The sequence below is a fragment of the Pseudomonas piscis genome (assembly GCF_009380155.1).
Classification (GTDB): Bacteria; Pseudomonadota; Gammaproteobacteria; order Pseudomonadales; family Pseudomonadaceae; genus Aquipseudomonas; species Aquipseudomonas piscis.
On sequence record NZ_WHUV01000001.1, the window covers coordinates 1,421,935 to 1,438,141 of the forward strand.

At 65.5% G+C, this 16,207-nt stretch carries 16 protein-coding genes; 6 read left to right on the forward strand and 10 right to left on the reverse strand.

Annotated elements, in window-relative coordinates; genetic code table 11:
* Position 1 precedes the first annotated feature (1 nt).
* The 4 genes from GDH07_RS06785 to GDH07_RS06800 all read left to right on the forward strand — a co-directional run bounded on the left by GDH07_RS06785 (position 2) and on the right by GDH07_RS06800 (position 3,022).
* Positions 2-415 carry a hypothetical protein gene (locus GDH07_RS06785; protein ID WP_022643074.1) on the forward strand — a complete coding sequence of 138 codons (414 nt, stop codon included), beginning with the start codon at positions 2-4 and terminating at the stop codon, positions 413-415.
* A 129-nt stretch (positions 416-544) separates the two neighbouring features.
* Positions 545-1,687 carry a BAR domain-containing protein gene (locus GDH07_RS06790; RefSeq protein ID WP_152896985.1) on the forward strand — a complete coding sequence of 381 codons (1,143 nt, stop codon included), beginning with the start codon at positions 545-547 and terminating at the stop codon, positions 1,685-1,687.
* A gap of 203 nt (positions 1,688-1,890) precedes the next feature.
* Positions 1,891-2,463, forward strand: a complete 573-nt coding sequence (locus GDH07_RS06795; RefSeq protein ID WP_022643077.1) for a hypothetical protein — start codon at positions 1,891-1,893, stop codon at positions 2,461-2,463.
* A gap of 109 nt (positions 2,464-2,572) precedes the next feature.
* Positions 2,573-3,022: a RidA family protein gene (locus GDH07_RS06800; RefSeq protein ID WP_085595824.1), complete on the forward strand. Its 450-nt coding sequence runs from the start codon at positions 2,573-2,575 to the stop codon at positions 3,020-3,022.
* Between the two features lie 137 nt (positions 3,023-3,159).
* On the opposite strand, the gene GDH07_RS06805 is transcribed toward GDH07_RS06800, so the two are convergent.
* From GDH07_RS06805 to gcl, 8 genes are all read right to left on the reverse strand, one after another.
* On the reverse strand, positions 3,160-4,161 hold the full coding sequence (locus tag GDH07_RS06805) for a sulfate ABC transporter substrate-binding protein (protein ID WP_343038184.1): 1,002 nt from the start codon (positions 4,159-4,161) through the stop codon (positions 3,160-3,162).
* Between the two features lie 91 nt (positions 4,162-4,252).
* Positions 4,253-5,077, reverse strand: a complete 825-nt coding sequence (locus GDH07_RS06810; RefSeq protein ID WP_022643080.1) for an ion transporter — start codon at positions 5,075-5,077, stop codon at positions 4,253-4,255.
* Positions 5,078-5,098: 21 nt separating this feature from the next.
* Positions 5,099-6,016: an urea transporter gene (locus tag GDH07_RS06815; protein ID WP_152896988.1), complete on the reverse strand. Its 918-nt coding sequence runs from the start codon at positions 6,014-6,016 to the stop codon at positions 5,099-5,101.
* 107 nt (positions 6,017-6,123) lie between these two features.
* The gene (gene pyk, locus GDH07_RS06820) at positions 6,124-7,539 is read right to left on the reverse strand and encodes a pyruvate kinase (RefSeq protein ID WP_152896989.1); all 1,416 of its coding nucleotides are present in this window, start codon (positions 7,537-7,539) and stop codon (positions 6,124-6,126) included.
* A complete protein-coding gene (locus tag GDH07_RS06825; RefSeq protein WP_022643084.1) occupies positions 7,529-8,809 on the reverse strand; it encodes a glycerate kinase type-2 family protein in 1,281 nt (426 codons plus the stop codon). Before GDH07_RS06825 ends, pyk begins: the two co-directional genes overlap by 11 nt.
* Before the next feature lie 152 nt (positions 8,810-8,961).
* Positions 8,962-9,855: a 2-hydroxy-3-oxopropionate reductase gene (locus tag GDH07_RS06830; protein ID WP_152896990.1), complete on the reverse strand. Its 894-nt coding sequence runs from the start codon at positions 9,853-9,855 to the stop codon at positions 8,962-8,964.
* Between the two features lie 137 nt (positions 9,856-9,992).
* Complete coding sequence (hyi, locus tag GDH07_RS06835) at positions 9,993-10,775, reverse strand: hydroxypyruvate isomerase (RefSeq protein WP_053135028.1); 783 nt, start codon at positions 10,773-10,775, stop codon at positions 9,993-9,995.
* Between the two features lie 144 nt (positions 10,776-10,919).
* On the reverse strand, positions 10,920-12,695 hold the full coding sequence (gene gcl, locus GDH07_RS06840; protein ID WP_085595814.1) for a glyoxylate carboligase: 1,776 nt from the start codon (positions 12,693-12,695) through the stop codon (positions 10,920-10,922).
* Positions 12,696-12,962: 267 nt separating this feature from the next.
* Here gcl and GDH07_RS06845 point away from each other — a divergent pair, with 267 nt between their 5' ends.
* Positions 12,963-13,403: a GlcG/HbpS family heme-binding protein gene (locus GDH07_RS06845; RefSeq protein WP_031321203.1), complete on the forward strand. Its 441-nt coding sequence runs from the start codon at positions 12,963-12,965 to the stop codon at positions 13,401-13,403.
* Between the two features lie 198 nt (positions 13,404-13,601).
* On the opposite strand, the gene GDH07_RS06850 is transcribed toward GDH07_RS06845, so the two are convergent.
* Positions 13,602-14,213, reverse strand: a complete 612-nt coding sequence (locus tag GDH07_RS06850) for a TetR/AcrR family transcriptional regulator (RefSeq protein WP_022643088.1) — start codon at positions 14,211-14,213, stop codon at positions 13,602-13,604.
* 192 nt (positions 14,214-14,405) lie between these two features.
* Between GDH07_RS06850 and GDH07_RS06855 the strand changes: the two genes are divergently transcribed.
* A complete protein-coding gene (locus tag GDH07_RS06855) occupies positions 14,406-15,341 on the forward strand; it encodes a DUF808 domain-containing protein (RefSeq protein WP_031321205.1) in 936 nt (311 codons plus the stop codon).
* On the opposite strand, the gene GDH07_RS06860 is transcribed toward GDH07_RS06855, so the two are convergent.
* Positions 15,338-16,141 carry a Cof-type HAD-IIB family hydrolase gene (locus GDH07_RS06860; protein ID WP_152896991.1) on the reverse strand — a complete coding sequence of 268 codons (804 nt, stop codon included), beginning with the start codon at positions 16,139-16,141 and terminating at the stop codon, positions 15,338-15,340. The two genes, GDH07_RS06855 and GDH07_RS06860, sit on opposite strands and share 4 nt — an antisense overlap.
* Positions 16,142-16,207 lie beyond the last annotated feature (66 nt).

Here is a 16,207-nt window from a genome sequence, read left to right on the forward strand (position 1 = left end):
CATGACCGCCATCGCTCGCATCACCCTGTTGTCCCTGGTCCTGGGGTTGAGCGCTTGTACGGTCCAGCGGCCAGTACCCACCAGTTCCGAGCCCATCCCGCCAGCGGAGCCGAGCACGCGCCCGGCTCCTTCCACGGCGCCCTCCGGCAAGCCTGCCACGCCCCATGCACCAGCGCCTGCAACCAAGGCCCTGCCACGCACTTCGGCCAGCTTCGCTCCGCCTCCGGGCGGGCACAGCCACTGGGACCCACGACTGGGGGTCTACGTGCTGGATAACCAAAGCAACACCTTCTACCGCCAGCGCACCTACTATCGCTGGAACAACGGCTGGAGCCGCTCCATCAGCCCCGACGGCCCCTGGGAAGATACCGATATCCATGGCGTGCCCGCCGGGCTCGGCCGCCAGTTCCAGTAACGCTGCTGGCGCTTGTACCGCCAGACCCTCGCCAAGGCCCATCCCAGGGCCTTTGTCGCAAATGCTTAAGCCTCGTGGGCCTTGGCCGATACAGCGAGGTGTTCCTGAGCCGCTGCCGTTGAGCGACCGATGAAAAAATCCCTGAACAAACCCTATTTCCTGCCGATGCTGTTCTGGCTGGCGCTAAGCGGCGTGCTGTTGCTGCTCTACGGATTGGGCCCGGCCGAAGTGCCGGAACTGATCTACCTGTCGGTGCAGCCACTGTCCTGGCTGGTGGTCTTCGCGTTTTTCTATTACTTCTGCTGCTGGACCCTCATCTCGGTTTTCCCGCTCACCGAGGTGGGTTGGAAGAAGGTGGACTACGGCTGGCTGACGCTGGCGTCTCTGGCCCTGATCAGTGCCACCCAGGTGGTGCGGGTGGATTGGTTCCAGAGCGACTATCGCCTGGCGCAGAGCACCCAGGCCGGATTGCAGCGGGGTGTCGCGGCGGATATCGACGACCTGCTGGGCAAGCAGCACTGCCAGGCCGCCACCCAGCTGCACGAACCCCAGGACGCCGCCCAGGTGCTCAACCTGTGCGAACGTTTTGCCAGCTTGCCGCGCATGGACGATGGCCGATTGTCGATACTGGCCGTGACCCGGGTACAACAGGCCCTGGGGGATCTGCGCGGCGAGTACTCCTCGGCCGTGGTCGGCCAGTGGCTGGAGCGCCTGGCCGAAGACTTCGCCGAACAGCAGCGCCAGCGCAAGGAGGTCGATCGCCTGCGCGCGCTGACCGAAACCAGCCAGGCCGAGAAAATCTATAGCTACTTCGCCCCCTTGCTGCTGGTGTTCGCCCTGGCCCTGCGGGCCTCGAAGGTCACCGGCGAAGTACGGCTCAAGGTGCCGAAACGGCGCAAGCTGTGGCTGATCGTCAACCGCCGCGTAGTGCTCGACGGCCTGGGATTTGCCCGGGGCGCACGGGCCCGGCTCGACGAGGCGCTGGGCAACTGGCGGGTGGCGGGTTGGGGCGTGGTGCACCTGGCCTGCGACTTCATCACCGCGGCCGGCCCCCAGGACACCCCGGTGGCGGTGAGCGCCGGCTTCTACGAGAACGAATTCCACCTCGCCAGCGCGGCCGACTTCGATGGCAGCGAGTTCGTCGAGTGGGCGGCCACCCAGGTCATCGATACCCTCTACCTGGTGGGCGAAACCGATCCGCAACTGCTCGCGCTGGTTCGCCGCTGGGGCGCGGCGGCGAACATCGAGGTGCTGATCCGCGAGCGGATCTGAGCCTTGGCCATGGACAGGCCAGGTGCCGCCAGTCGGCCCAGGCGCCGGCCAGGCATTTACTTGGCTCGCGCCTGGTAGCAGGCTGGTGGTCTTTCCGGGCCGGCTGCTGGCTCGGCCCTGTACCGCTTCGCTCAGCCGAGGACCTTGTTGCCATGAAACGATCTCTGCCTGGTGTGTTGTGCGTTATCCAATGCTTCGCCCTGATGGCCCTGCTCGGCAGTGCCCTGGCCCAGGATGCGCCCGGCATGCGCATCGGCGTGCGGGGGGAAATCACCGGCCTTGGCGGCGATGTGCTGCGGGTGCATGCCAATAGCGGGGAGAACGTCAGCATCGAGTTGACGCCGCAGACCCAGGTCCGCGCCGTGACCCTGGCCAATATCGAGGACATCAAACCGGGCAGCTACATCGGCTCGGCGGCCATGCCCATGGCCGATGGCACCCTCAAGGCCCTGGAAGTGCATGTGTTCCCGCCGCAGATGGCTGGCACCGGCGACGGCCACCGGCCTTTCGACCTGGCCAAGGGCAGCAGCATGACCAACGGTAGCGTCGGCGACCTGGTGGTGAGCAATGGCCGGACCCTGACCGTCAACTACAAGGGCGGCCAGCAGAAGATCCTGGTGCCTGACGATGTGCCCATCGTCAACCTGGTGCCGGGGGATCGCAGCTTGCTCAAGACCGGGGTCAAGGTGGTGATGTTCGTCACCCAGGGCGCCGACGGCAAGCTGATCGCGCAATCGATTTCCGCCGGCAAGGACGGGGTGACGCCTCCGATGTAGGTCCGCCGTCCGCTGTTGCGTTGCCGGATGTTGCTGCGCCGGGCTGGCGCTGGAAGTCCGCGGGGCCCTGGTTTAGGGTTTGCGGTCGTTCATCGAGGCGGAGGTCCTTATGCAAAAGTCGACGTTCAATCCCGGCAGCGTGTTCGATTCACTGCAGTACGGCTTCAGCCAGGCCGTGGAAGTGCGGGGCGGGCGGCGCCTGCTGCTGTCCGGCCAGGTGGGAGTGGATGAACATGAACGCACCGTGGGCCCGGGCCTGCGGGAGCAGACCGAGCAGGCCTTCGACAATATCCAGCGGGTGCTGGCCGAGGCCGGTGGGACGCTGGCGGATGTGGTGATGTTGCGGATCTATATCGCCGAAGCGGCCCGCGATCAGCAGGAGCACATCAGCGCGGTCTTGCTGGAGCGCTTCGCCAGCCAGCCGCCGGCGTCTTCATGGATCATCGTCAGCGGCCTGTCGCTGCCCGAGTGGCTGATCGAAGTCGAGGCCGAGGCGGTGCTGGAGGAGCGGCATCAGGCCGCCGAAGCGGCGCTGTTCAATCCGGCGCTGGCCCTCTGACTGCCACCTGAAGCATAAAAAAGCGACCGTGGAGGTTGATGGGTGCCGGTCAGTCAAACAGAGGTGATTCTCTGCCATTGCCTTGACTGATCGGCATTAACCTTACAGGTCGCTTTTTTCATTCACCCGCGAGGGGGTCACTTGGCGTTGGTGTAGATCTGGTCGAAGATCCCGCCATCGTTGAAGTGGGTCTTCTGTACGCTGCGCCAGTCGCCGAAGGTCTTCTCCACCGAGAGGAAGTCGACTTTCGGGAAGCGGTCGGTGAACTTGGCCAGCACCTTCGGATCCCGTGGGCGCAGGTAGTTGTTGGCGGCGATCTCCTGGCCTTCCGGCGACCACAGGTACTTCAGGTATTCCTCGGCGGCGGCGCGGGTGCCTTTCTTCTCCACCACCTTGTCCACTACCGACACCGGAGGCTCGGCTTCGGCGGAGACGCTCGGGTAGATCACCTCGAACTGGTCGCGGCCGAATTCGCGGGCGATCATTTCCGCCTCGTTCTCGAAGGTCACCAGCACGTCGCCGATCTGGTTGGTCATGAAGGTCGTGGTGGCGGCGCGGCCACCGGTGTCCAGCACCGGCGCCTGCTTGAACAGCTTGCCGACGAAGTCCTTGGCCTTGTTCTCGTCGCCGCCGTTCTTGAGCACGTAGCCCCAGGCCGAGAGGTAGGTGTAGCGACCGTTACCCGAGGTCTTGGGGTTGGGCACGATCACCTGCACGCCGTCCTTGAGCAGGTCCGGCCAGTCCTTCAATGCCTTGGGGTTGCCCTTGCGCACGATGAACACCGTGGCCGAGGTGAAGGGGGCGCTGTTGTCCGGCAGGCGGGTGACCCAGTTATCCGGGACCAGCTTGCCGTTGTCCGCCAGGGCATTGATGTCGGTGGCCATGTTCATGGTGATGACGTCCGCCGGCAGGCCGTCGATCACCGAGCGCGCTTGCTTGCTGGAGCCGCCGAAGGACATCTGCAGGGTGATGTTCTCGTTGTGCTCGGCCTTCCAGTGTTTCTGGAAGGCGCTGTTGTAGTCCTTGTAGAAGTCGCGCATCACGTCGTAGGAAACGTTGAGCAGGGTCGGTGCGGCCTGGGCGGCGCCAGCCAGGGCCAGGCCGGCGGCCAGGAGCGAAGCGCTGAAGAGTTTTTTCACTGCACATTTCCTTTTATTCGAGAGTGAAGGCAATTTGCCGCCGACTATAGCCGGGGCGCTATATCTCTTTAAAGATTGAAAAGTACTTTGCTTATTCCATTTTCTTGAACAGCGCATTGCCGCAGCGTGAGCAGAAGGCGGCGGCCGGCTCGTGGCTGTTCTTGCGGCACACCGGGCAGTCGTGTTTCTGCTGCTCGCCGCGCATGGCGCTGGCCAGCTCGGCGGTGAAGATCCCGGTGGGCACGGCGATGATCGAGTAACCGGTGATCATCACCATGGACGAGATCACCTGGCCGATCACCGTCTTGGGCACGATATCGCCGTAGCCCACGGTGGTCAGGGTGACGATGGCCCAGTAGATGCCCTTGGGAATGCTGGTGAAGCCGTGCTCCGGGCCTTCGACCACGTACATCAGGGTGCCGAACACCGTGACCAGGGTGCAGACGCTGAGCAGGAACACCAGGATCTTCTGCTTGCTGCCGCGCAGGGCGTCGAGCAGGTAGTGGGCCTGCTTGAGGTAGGGCGCCAGCTTGAGCACGCGGAAGATCCGCAGCATGCGGATGATGCGGATGATCAGCAGGTACTGGGCGTCGCTGTAGTACAGGGCGAGGATCCCGGGGACGATCGCCAACAGGTCCACCAGGCCGTAGAAGCTGAAGGCATAGCGCAGCGGCTTGGGCGAGCAGTACAGGCGCAGCCCGTATTCGATGGCGAAGATCAGGGTGAAGCCCCATTCGATGTACGCCAGGACGTTGGCGTAGTCGCGGTGCACCTGGTCGATGCTGTCGAGGATCACGATCACCAGGCTGGCGAGGATGATCAGCAGCAAGGTGGTATCGAAGCGTCTTCCAGCCACGGTGTCGGTCTGGAAGATCATCACGTAGAGGCGTTGCCGCCAGTTGTCGCTGTTACCCATGGAAATCGCCTGAATCGAAGATCAGCGAAGCCTAGGTGGATTCGTTGCGCTAGCGCAAGGCGCGTCGCGGCGCGGGGTGCGGCCCAACACCCGGTTGCAGGCCAGCACCAGCCAGCAAGCGAGGACGAAGGGGCCGGTAAGTGGGGGCAAGCCTATCGCGGCGATGCCGGGGGTGATCAGCAGCGCCAGGACCATGCCCAGCAGCGGCCACCAGGGGCGCAGGCCGATCTGGCTCAGCGCCAGCGCCACCAGCGCACAGTTGTAGCCGGCCAGTCCCGAGAGCGCCTGGCCGGGCTCCTGCAGCATCGCCGCCACGCCCAGGCCGAACCCCGAGCCGCCCAGGGCCCAGATCGCCGCCCGGCGGTTGGCCAGCAGCAGGCCGGCGAAGACCAGCAGCCCCGCCAGCCAGTCGCCGAGGAGCATCACCTGGCCCAGGCCCTGGAACAGGCCGCCCAGCAGCCCCATGGGCGATAGCCCGGTGGGTGCCGGGTTGGCGGCCAGCGGCGTGAACAGGCCGGCCAGGAGCCAGCCGAGGCCGACGAAGGGCGCGGTGTAGGCCGGCAGCCGGGCGGGTTGCCGGGCACGCTTGAGCCACTGCTGGGTGATGATCGCGCTCAGGCCGCCGGCGGCGATGATCAAGGGCGGCAGCAAGATCGTCCAGGGCAGGTACAGGCTCAGCAGCAGCCCAAGCAGCACGCCGTTGTAGCTGAACAGCCCGGCTTGGCGATCGGCCTTGGCGTAGCCCCGTTGCTGGGCCGTCAGCAGCCCGGCCAGGGCGCCGAGCAGGGCGCCACCGAGCAGCGCCGGGGCGCAGGCCAGGATCGCCAGCAGGCACAGCAGGCCGCACAGCGGGTCGCGCTGGAGAAAGATCTGGCTGAAGCCATTGAGCAGGGCAGTGGCCCAATCGGGGCAGAAAGCGTTGAACGACTGTGACGGCATGATGGATATCGGTCAGTGCGGCCGCTGTTGGCTGCATCCGGGCCATCAGGCTCCCTCTCTGGAAAGCTCTGAATGGACCGGGGTCGCAGCACCGGCAGTGGGGCAGGTCAGAGAAGGGTTTCGACACGCAAGGAGTTAGTCGTCCCCGGCTGGCCGAACGGCACACCGGCGGTGATCACTACCGTGTCCCCACGCTGCGCCAGGCCTTGGGCCTGGGCGATCTCCAGGGCCGTACTGCAGACTTCGTCGACCTGGCGCAGGCGGTCGTTGACCACCGAGTGCACGCCCCAGGCCAGGGACAGGCGGCGCGCGGCCTGCAAGTTGGGGGTCAGGTTGAGGATCGGCACCGACGGCCGTTCCCGGGCGGCGCGCAGGGTCGAGCTGCCGGACTCGCTGTAGTTCACCAGTACCGCCACCGGCAGGATGCTGCAGATACGCCGGATCGCGCAGCTGATGGCATCGGACACTGTGGCTTCGGCCTGGGGCCGGTTGACGTCCAGTTGGGTTTGGTAGTCCGGTCCGGTTTCCACCTGGCGGATGATCTTGCTCATCATCTGCACGGCCTCCAGCGGGTATTCCCCGGAAGCGGTTTCCGCCGACAGCATCACGGCGTCGGTGCCTTCGGCCACGGCATTGGCCACATCGGTGACTTCGGCCCGGGTGGGTGCCGGGGAGAAGCGCATGGACTCCAGCATCTGCGTGGCCACCACCACCGGCCGGCCCAGCTGGCGGCAGGTGGCGATGATGTCCTTCTGGATCTGCGGCACGGCTTCGGCCGGCACCTCGACCCCCAGGTCGCCCCGGGCCACCATGATCGCGTCGCTGAGTTCGGCGATGTCCCGCAGTTGGGCCACCGCCGAGGGTTTCTCGATCTTGGCCATCAACAAGGCCTGGTTGCCGATCAGTTCCCGGGCTTCGCGAATATCCTGCGCGCGCTGCACGAACGACAGCGCCACCCAGTCCACTCCCAGTTCCAGGCCGAAGCTCAGGTCGCGGCGGTCCTTGGCGGTCAGCGGGCTCAGCTCCAGCACCGCCTGGGGCACGTTGACACCCTTGCGATCCGACAGCTCGCCACCGGCCAGCACCGTGGTATCGATGGCCTCGGCATGCCTGGCGTCGACCCGCAGGCGCAGCTTGCCGTCATCCAGCAGCAGGTCCATGCCGGGCTCCAGCGCGGCGATGATTTCCGGATGGGGCAGGTTGACCCGCCGGGCATCGCCCGGGGTCGGGTCCAGGTCCAGGCGCAGGGCCTGGCCGCGTATCAACTGGACCTTGCCGGCGCTGAAGGTGCCGACCCGCAGCTTCGGCCCCTGCAGGTCCATGAGAATCCCCAGGGGTCGGTTCAGCTCGCTTTCCACCTGGCGGATCCAGGCGTGGCGCTGGGCGTGGTCGGCATGGCTGCCGTGGCTGAAGTTGAGGCGGAAGATATTCACCCCGGCTTGCACCAGCTCACGGATATCCTCGATACCGTCGGTGGCCGGGCCCAGGGTGGCGAGGATCTTGACCTTCTTGTCAGGCGTCATGTTTGGTGGTCTCGAGAATCAGGATGGCGCGGAAGTCGTTGACGTTGGTACGGGTCGGCTCCGTGACGATCAAGCTGTCCAGGGCCGCGAAGTAGCCGTAGCCATTGTTGTTGTCCAGCTCGTCGCTGGCGTTCAGGCCCAGGGCCGTGGCACGGGCGAAGCTGTCCGGGGTCATGATGGCCCCGGCGTTGTCCTCGGAGCCGTCGATGCCGTCGGTGTCGCCAGCCAGGGCGTAGATGCCGGGATGGCCCTTGAGGCTGTCGGTCAGGCTCAGCAGGAACTCGGCATTGCGTCCGCCACGGCCGTTGCCGCGTACCGTGACCGTGGTCTCGCCGCCGGACAGGATCACGCAGGGCGCGGCCAGGGGTTGGCCATGCTGGGCCACCTGGCGGGCAATCCCGGCGTGGACCTTGGCCACCTCGCGGGACTCGCCCTCCAGGTCGCCGAGGATCAACGGGCTGAAACCCGCCTGGCGCGCCTTGACTGCCGCCGCCTCCAGGGATTGCTGGGGCCGGGCGATCAGCTGGAAATGACTGCGGGCCAGGCACGGGTCGCCGGGCTTGACGGTTTCCGACTCGGGGCTCTGCAGCCAGGCGCGCACCGCCGACGGTACCTCGATGGCGTAGCGCTGGAGAATCGCCAGGGCCTGGGCCGAAGTGCTGGGATCGGCCACGGTGGGCCCGGAGGCGATGACCGTCGCCAAATCGCCGGGCACATCGGAAATCGCGTAGGTGTGCACTGTGGCCGGCCAGCAGGCCTTGGCCAGGCGCCCGCCCTTGATCGCCGAGAGGTGCTTGCGTACGCAATTCATCTCGCCGATGGTGGCGCCGGACTTGAGCAGCGCCTTGTTGAGCGCCTGCTTGTCGGCCAGGGTGATGCCGGCGGCGGGCAGGGCCAGCAGCGCCGAGCCACCGCCGGACAGCAAGAAAATCACCCGGTCCTGTTCCGTCAGGTCGCTGACCAACTCCAGCACGCGCCGGGCCACGTCCAGGCCGGCGGCATCGGGCACCGGATGGGCGGCCTCGACCACTTCGATCTTGTGACAAGGGGCGCCGTGGCCATAGCGGGTCACCACCAGCCCGCGGACTTCGCCCTGCCAACTGCGTTCGACCACCTGGGCCATGGCCGCGGCGGCCTTGCCGGCGCCGATGACGATGACCCGGCCGCTGCGATCGCTGGGCAGGTGGGCTTCGAGGACATGTTGCGGATGGGCGGCGTCGATGGCTGTGGCGAACAGCTCACGCAGCAATTGTTGCGGATCGGCCGGCATGGCGGGCTCCCGGATTCTTGTTATGGGGGGCGTGGAACAGGTGTAGTCGCCGCCGGGGGCGGCGCCAGGGTCGGCGGGGCCCGTCCATGGCCCGCAGCGATGCGTTTCCCGCGGACCTCGGTACAGCCCGGGGCGGCGACTACGAATACGGCTTACTGCTTGTCGCGGATCGAGAAGTTGGCCATGTGCTCCAGGCCCTTGATCAGGGCCGAGTGGTCCCAGTTGCCACCACCGATGGCGTTGCAGGTGCTGAATACCTGCTGGGCGTTGGCGGTGTTGGGCAGGTTGATGCCCAGCTCGCGGGCGCCGCTGAGGGCCAGGTTGAGGTCCTTCTGGTGCAGGTTGATACGGAAGCCCGGGTCGAAGGTGCCCTTGATCATGCGTTCGCCATGCACTTCCAGGATGCGCGAGGAGGCGAAGCCGCCCATCAGCGCTTCGCGCACCTTGGCCGGGTCGGCGCCGTTCTTCGCGGCGAACAGCAGCGCTTCGGCCACGGCCTGGATGTTCAGGGCGACGATGATCTGGTTGGCCACCTTGGCGGTCTGGCCGTCACCATTGCCGCCGACCAGGGTGATGTTCTTGCCCATGCTCTGGAACAGCGGCAAGGCGCGTTCGAAGGCCTGGCTGTCGCCGCCGACCATGATGCTCAGGGTCGCGGCCTTGGCCCCGACTTCACCACCGGACACCGGGGCGTCCAGGTATTGCGCGCCTTTCTCGTTGATCTTGGCGGCGAAGGCCTTGGTCGCGGTGGGCGAGATCGAACTCATGTCGATGACGATCTTGCCCTTGCCGATCCCGGCGGCCACGCCGTCGGCGCGCAGCAGCACGTCTTCGACCTGTGGGGTGTCGGGCACCATGATGATCACGAACTCGGCTTCCTGGGCCACGTCCTTGGGGGAGGCCAGGGCTACGGCGCCGGCGGCGATCAGGTCGGCCGGAGCCTTGCTGTGGTGTTCCGAGAGCAGCAGGCTGTGGCCGGCCTTCTGCAGGTTGGCGGCCATGGGGTGGCCCATGATGCCGGTGCCGATGAATCCGATTTTAGCCATGGGGAAAATCCTCTTTTTATTGCTCTATAAGGTTGCGGGTGCCAAGGCATTCGTCTCGCGGGCAGCCTGGCTCCTACCGTAGGAGCGAGCCGGCGGCGATCCGACTGGCCCCAGATGAACGATGACGCGGTTGCCGATCAGATGGCGTTGTGGCTCTTGAGCCAGCCCAGGCCCGCTTCGGTGGTGGTCAGCGGCTTGTACTCGCAGCCGACCCAGCCCTGGTAGCCGATGCGCTCCAGGTGCTCGAAAAGGAAGCGGTAGTTGATCTCGCCGGTGCCCGGTTCGTTGCGCCCGGGGTTGTCCGCCAGCTGCACGTGGTTGATCTGCTCCAGGTGGTTGGCCAGGGTCCGGGCCAGGTCTCCTTCCATGACCTGCATGTGATAGATGTCGTACTGCAGGAACAGGTTGGCACTGCCGACCTGTTCGCGGATCGACAGCGCCTGAGCGGTGTTGTTGAGGTAGAAGCCGGGAATGTCGCGAGTGTTGATGGCCTCCATTACCAGCTTGATGCCCACGGCCTGGAGCTTGTCGGCGGCGTACCTGAGGTTGTCGACGAAGGTCTTTTGCACCAGGGCCTCGTCCACGCCCTGGGGGCGGATGCCGGCCAGGCAGTTGACCTGGGTATTGCCCAGGACCTGGGCATAGGCGATGGCCAGGTCGACCCCGGCGCGGAACTCCGCGACCCGGTCGGGCAGGCAAGCGATACCGCGCTCGCCCTTGGCCCAGTCGCCGGCCGGCAGGTTGAACAGCACCTGGGTCAGGCCGTGGGCGTCGAGCTGGGCCTTGATTTCGGCCGAGCTGAATTCATAGGGAAACAGGTACTCGACTCCGCTGAAGCCGGCATCGGCGGCAGCCTTGAAGCGAGCGAGGAAATCCTGCTCGGTGAACAGCATGGACAGGTTGGCGGCAAAACGCGGCATGGTGGTCTCCTGTGGATCTATCAAGTCCCGTAGTCGCCGGGGCAGTAGGCGCCAAGGCCCGGTGGACCCTGGCGGCTCGCGAAGACGGCGTTGGCTTGGCGCTCGAGCGCGGTCCTGGGCGGCTACGGGAGTTGTGCTGGCTGGTTAGTCGAGCAGGGCGATGGCGGTGGGGGCGTCGTTGCCCACCAGCGCCAGGTCCTCGAACTCGTTGACGGCGTTGATCTCGGTACCCATGGAGATATTGGTCACCCGTTCCAGGATGATCTCCACCACCACTGGCACCTTGAAGGTTTCGACCAGTTCCTGGGCCTGGCGCAGGGCCGGTTGGATGTCCTTGGGCTCGAATACTCGCAGGGCCTTGCAGCCCAGGCCTTCGGCCACCGCGACATGGTCCACGCCGTAGCCATTGAGCTCGGGAGCGTTGAGGTTGTCGAAGGACAGCTGTACGCAATAGTCCATGTCGAAGCCGCGCTGGGCCTGGCGGATCAGCCCCAGGTAGGAGTTGTTCACCACCACGTGGATATACGGCAGGTTGAACTGCGCACCCACCGCCAGCTCTTCGATCATGAACTGGAAGTCGTAGTCCCCGGACAGTGCCACCACCTTGCGGCTCGGGTCGGCCTTGACCACCCCCAGGGCTGCCGGAATGGTCCAGCCCAACGGGCCGGCCTGGCCGCAGTTGATCCAATGGCGCGGCTTGTAGACGTGGAGGAACTGCGCGCCGGCGATCTGCGACAGGCCGATGGTGCTGACGTAGCAGGTGTCCTTGCCGAACACCTGGTTCATTTCCTCGTAGACCCGCTGCGGCTTGACCGGCACGTTGTCGAAGTGGGTCTTGCGTTGCAGGCTGGCCTTGCGCTGCTGGCAGTCATGCAACCAGGCGCTGCGGTCCTTGAGCTTGCCGGCCGCCTGCCACTCGCGGGCCACTTCCAGCAGTACGGTGAGGGCGCTGCCAGCGTCGGAAACGATGCCCAGGTCGGGAGTGAAGACCCGGCCGATCTGGGTCGGCTCGATGTCCACGTGGATGAACTTGCGGCCTTCGGTATAGACGTCCACCGAGCCGGTGTGGCGGTTGGCCCAGCGGTTGCCGATGCCCAGCACCACATCGGACTTGAGCAGGGTGGCGTTGCCGTAGCGATGGGAGGTTTGCAGGCCGACCATGCCCACCATCTGCGGGTGATCGTCGGGAATGCTGCCCCAGCCCATCAGGGTCGGGATCACCGGGATGCCGGTGAGTTCGGCGAACTCCACCAGTAGCTCGCTGGCATCGGCGTTGATCACCCCGCCGCCGGCCACCAGCAGCGGCCGCTCGGCCTGGGCCAGCATGGCCAGGGCTTTCTCGGCCTGGACCCGGGTGGCCGAGGGCTTAGCCAGGGGCAGGGGCTGGTAGGCGTCGATATCGAATTCGATTTCCGCCATCTGCACGTCGAACGGCAGGTCGATCAGTACCGGGCCAGGGCGGCCGGAGCGCATTTCATGGAAGGCTTTCTGGAAGGCGTAGGGCACCTGGCCCGGCTCCAGCACGGTGGTGGCCCACTTGGTCACCGGCTTGACGATGCTGGTGATGTCCACGGCCTGGAAGTCTTCCTTGTGCAGGCGGGCACGGGGAGCCTGGCCGGTGATGCAGAGGATCGGGATGGAGTCGGCCGAGGCACTGTACAGGCCGGTGACCATGTCGGTGCCGGCGGGGCCCGAGGTGCCGATGCACACGCCGATGTTGCCGGCCTTGGTACGTGTGTAGCCCTCGGCCATATGCGAGGCGCCTTCGACGTGGCGAGCGAGCACATGATCGATGCCGCCGACCTTCTGCAAGGCAGAGTACAGCGGGTTGATGGCGGCGCCCGGGATGCCAAAGGCGGTGTCGACCCCTTCACGGCGCATCACCAGAACGGCGGCTTCGATTGCTCTCATTTTGCTCATGGTTTTGTGCCTCTTACGTTTTGTAATTGTATACAAGTGGCTTTGCGCAGAGTGTATTCATGGCGAGCAGCACAGGTCAATGGCTTTTCTTGGAAGCGATCAGCTGCGCTTTGAGCCCTGATAAACCGGTGTCATTTTGTCGCATGGGCTATATTTCAATAAATATTGTATACAAAAACAAAGTTCATTGTGTTCCATTCGTTGTATTGAGCTTCTCCTGAAAGAAGCTTCACCAGGCTTTCCAATAACAAGATGAGGACGGCACCCATGAGCGCTTTAACCTTGAAAGTCGCAGTCAACCTGGCCAACCAGGCCATCCAGGCGGGGCGCAACATCAGTGCCGCGCCACTGGCCATCGCGGTACTCGATGCCGGTGGTCATCTGGTGACCTTGCAAAGGGAGGATGGCGCCAGCCTGCTGCGCCCGCAGATCGCCATCGGCAAGGCCTGGGGGGCGATCGCCCTGGGCAAGGGCTCGCGCCTGCTGGCGCTGGATGCCCAGCAGCGTCCGGCCTTCATCGGCGCGCTCAACAGCCTGGGGCAGGGCAGTGTGGTGCCGGCACCGGGCGGGGTATTGATTCGTGATCAGGCGGGCCTGGTGATTGGCGCCATCGGCATCAGTGGCGATACCTCGGACATTGACGAGCAGTGCGCCATCAGCGCCATCGAAGCCCAGGGCCTGGCCGCGGATGCCGGCGTCAGCGCCTAGGTCGCGCAGTACGTGTAGCCGCTGTCGAGCCTGCGAGGCTGCGATCGGGTGCGCAGCGCCCACCAAACCGGGCGACGCGGTACCTCAGGTTGATTGCCGATAGCCACCAGGCGGCTCGTGCCGGGTCGTGCGCAGCCTGGGGCTGCGGCCACACGAACCCCGTGGCGCCCGTGAACCGGGCGACGTCATGAGGGTGGGTTATGCGGATTCGGGCTCGCAGCCCTTGAGCACCAGGCGGATGATGGTCTGGGCGGCGGCTTCGTAGTCTTCTTCGGTCAACTTGGCCTTGCCGGTGACCACCGAGATCTGCCAGTCGAAGTCGGCGTAGGTCTGGGTCGCGGCCCAGATGCTGAACATCAGGTGGTGCGGGTCCAGCGGTGCGATCTGGCCACGGTCGATCCAGGTCTGGATGCATTCGATGTTGTGCTTGGCCTGGGCGTTGAGCTGTTCCACCTGGTCCGGGCTCAGGTGCGGCGCGCCATGCATGATCTCGCTGGCAAACACCTTGGAGGCGAAGGGCAGGTCGCGGGAGATGCGGATCTTCGAGCGAATGTAGCCGCTGAGCACCTCGCTGGGCACGCCATCGGCATTGAATGGAGTGGAGGCCTGGAGAATCGGCTCGATGATGCTTTCAAGCACCTCGCGGTAGAGGTTTTCCTTGGACTTGAAGTAGTAGTAGACGTTGGGCTTGGGCAGCCCGGCCTTGGCGGCGATATCGCTGGTCTTGGTCGCGGCGAAGCCCTTGTCGGCGAATTCTTCACTGGCGGCCCGCAGGATCAGTTCTTTATTGCGCTCGCGGATGGTGCTCATAAACCGGGGGATTCCTTGCCTGTTCGGCGGTTGCGCATGGTAGCACCGGGCTCGCGAAAGGCTCAAGAATGCCCATTGGCCGTGGTCTTGCCAGCATTCGAGAGGAGGTGGCGACCGCTTGCCGGCATCTCGCCTGGCCCTCCTGCGGCGCGGTATGCTGCGCGCCTCATTTCACGCAGGGAAGCCTGGCCCATGGCAGGAAGCAGTTTGCTGGTTTTGCTCGACGATATCGCCGCGGTGCTGGACGACGTGGCCCTGATGACCAAGATGGCGGCGAAGAAGACCGCCGGTGTGCTGGGCGATGACCTGGCCCTCAATGCCCAGCAGGTGTCTGGGGTTCGCGCCGAACGGGAGGTCCCGGTGGTCTGGGCCGTGGCCAAGGGCTCGTTTCGCAACAAGTTGATCCTGGTGCCGGCGGCCCTGGCCATCAGCGCCTTCGCTCCCTGGCTGGTAATTCCACTGCTGATGCTCGGAGGCGCCTACCTGTGCTTCGAGGGTTTCGAGAAGCTGGCCCACAAGTTCCTCCACAGCAAGGCCCAGGACCAGGCGGCCCATGACCAGCTGATCGAGGCCGTGGCGGATCCGGCCACCGACCTGGTGGCCTTCGAAAAGGACAAGATCAAGGGTGCGGTGCGCACTGACTTCATCCTCTCCGCCGAAATCATCGCCATTACCCTGGGTACCGTTGCCGACGCGCCGCTGGCCCAGCAAGTGGTGGTGCTGTCGGGTATCGCCATCGTGATGACCGTCGGCGTCTATGGCTTGGTGGCCGGCATCGTCAAGCTCGATGACCTGGGCTTGTGGCTGGCGCGCAAGCCGGGACAACTGGCCAGGAGCGTGGGTGGGGCGATCCTGCGGGCCGCGCCCTACATGATGAAGAGCCTGTCGGTGATCGGTACCGCGGCCATGTTCATGGTCGGCGGCGGCATCCTCACCCACGGCGTGCCGGCGGCCCACCACCTGATCGAAGAGCTCACCGCGCGCAGCGCCAGCCTGGTGGGTGGTTTTTCGTTGCTCATGCCGACCCTGCTCAATGCCGTGGCCGGGATCGTCGCCGGTGCCGTGGTCTTGCTCGGCGTGACCCTGGCCAGCAAGGCCTGGCGCGCTGTCCGCGGCCAAGCGGCCTAGACCGGCAGCAGCGTGGCCAGGTAGCGGGCCACGGCTTCCTCGCCGCAGTGGCCGATCACTGCGGCCTCCGGCAAGGCCCGCCGGACATCGTGGTGGGCGCTATCCATCACCACCGCTTGCCCGGCCTTGGCCAGCATCGACACATCGTTCATGCCATCGCCAAAGGCCACGCAGCGCTTGAGGGCAACCCCCAGCAGCTGCGCCAGGCGCTGCAGGGCATGGCCTTTGCTGACCCCGCCGGCCATCACCTCCAGGCACCAGGGAAAGGAGAAGACGCTGCTGATCCGCGCGCCGAAGCAGGCGTCGAGGCGCGATTGCAGGCGCGCCAACGCCGCGTGGTCCTGGTCGTGATGGAAAAAGAACAGCTTCTGTATCCCTTGCTCGGGAAAATCCGCCGGCGCGCAGAGCGTCGGTTGGAACGCCGGGTTCTGGCTGAAGCTGTCCAGGTTCGGGTAGTGGTCGCTGATCAGCCACTGTGCCTGGCAGTAGGCGTTGATCACCCACTGGCGGTCCGTGGCACTGGCGATCAGCTCGCGCACCAGCTCGTGGTCCAGTTCCTGGACCAGGCGCAGGTTGCCGCAGGCGCTGGCGATGCTGGCGCCATTGGCGGTGATCAAGTGCACCGGCGGTAGCCGCTTGCCCATCAGCGAGCGGACATCGCGTTGGTGGCGGCCGGTGGCCAGCACTATCTGGCGGCCGTCCTGGTGCAGCTGCCAGAGGGTATTGCAGGTGTAGTCGCCGATCCGGTCCCCTGGCAACAGCAGGGTTCCGTCCAGGTCGGACGCTATCAGGTCGTACATCGCAGGCTCCGGTTGGCACGGGCCGGGTCATGCCAATGGGCCGACCCGGCCGTCGGGAGGGGCGGT

Coding starts and splice junctions, on each gene's coding strand:
- GDH07_RS06785 (WP_022643074.1), top strand. CDS start 2: ATGACCGCCATCGCTCGCATCACCCTGTTGTCCCTGGTCCTGGGGTTG.
- GDH07_RS06790 (WP_152896985.1), top strand. CDS start 545: ATGAAAAAATCCCTGAACAAACCCTATTTCCTGCCGATGCTGTTCTGG.
- GDH07_RS06795 (WP_022643077.1), top strand. CDS start 1,891: ATGGCCCTGCTCGGCAGTGCCCTGGCCCAGGATGCGCCCGGCATGCGC.
- GDH07_RS06800 (WP_085595824.1), top strand. CDS start 2,573: ATGCAAAAGTCGACGTTCAATCCCGGCAGCGTGTTCGATTCACTGCAG.
- GDH07_RS06810 (WP_022643080.1), bottom strand. CDS start 5,077: ATGGGTAACAGCGACAACTGGCGGCAACGCCTCTACGTGATGATCTTC.
- GDH07_RS06815 (WP_152896988.1), bottom strand. CDS start 6,016: ATGCCGTCACAGTCGTTCAACGCTTTCTGCCCCGATTGGGCCACTGCC.
- pyk (WP_152896989.1), bottom strand. CDS start 7,539: ATGACGCCTGACAAGAAGGTCAAGATCCTCGCCACCCTGGGCCCGGCC.
- GDH07_RS06825 (WP_022643084.1), bottom strand. CDS start 8,809: ATGCCGGCCGATCCGCAACAATTGCTGCGTGAGCTGTTCGCCACAGCC.
- GDH07_RS06830 (WP_152896990.1), bottom strand. CDS start 9,855: ATGGCTAAAATCGGATTCATCGGCACCGGCATCATGGGCCACCCCATG.
- hyi (WP_053135028.1), bottom strand. CDS start 10,775: ATGCCGCGTTTTGCCGCCAACCTGTCCATGCTGTTCACCGAGCAGGAT.
- gcl (WP_085595814.1), bottom strand. CDS start 12,695: ATGAGCAAAATGAGAGCAATCGAAGCCGCCGTTCTGGTGATGCGCCGT.
- GDH07_RS06845 (WP_031321203.1), top strand. CDS start 12,963: ATGAGCGCTTTAACCTTGAAAGTCGCAGTCAACCTGGCCAACCAGGCC.
- GDH07_RS06850 (WP_022643088.1), bottom strand. CDS start 14,213: ATGAGCACCATCCGCGAGCGCAATAAAGAACTGATCCTGCGGGCCGCC.
- GDH07_RS06855 (WP_031321205.1), top strand. CDS start 14,406: ATGGCAGGAAGCAGTTTGCTGGTTTTGCTCGACGATATCGCCGCGGTG.
- GDH07_RS06860 (WP_152896991.1), bottom strand. CDS start 16,141: ATGTACGACCTGATAGCGTCCGACCTGGACGGAACCCTGCTGTTGCCA.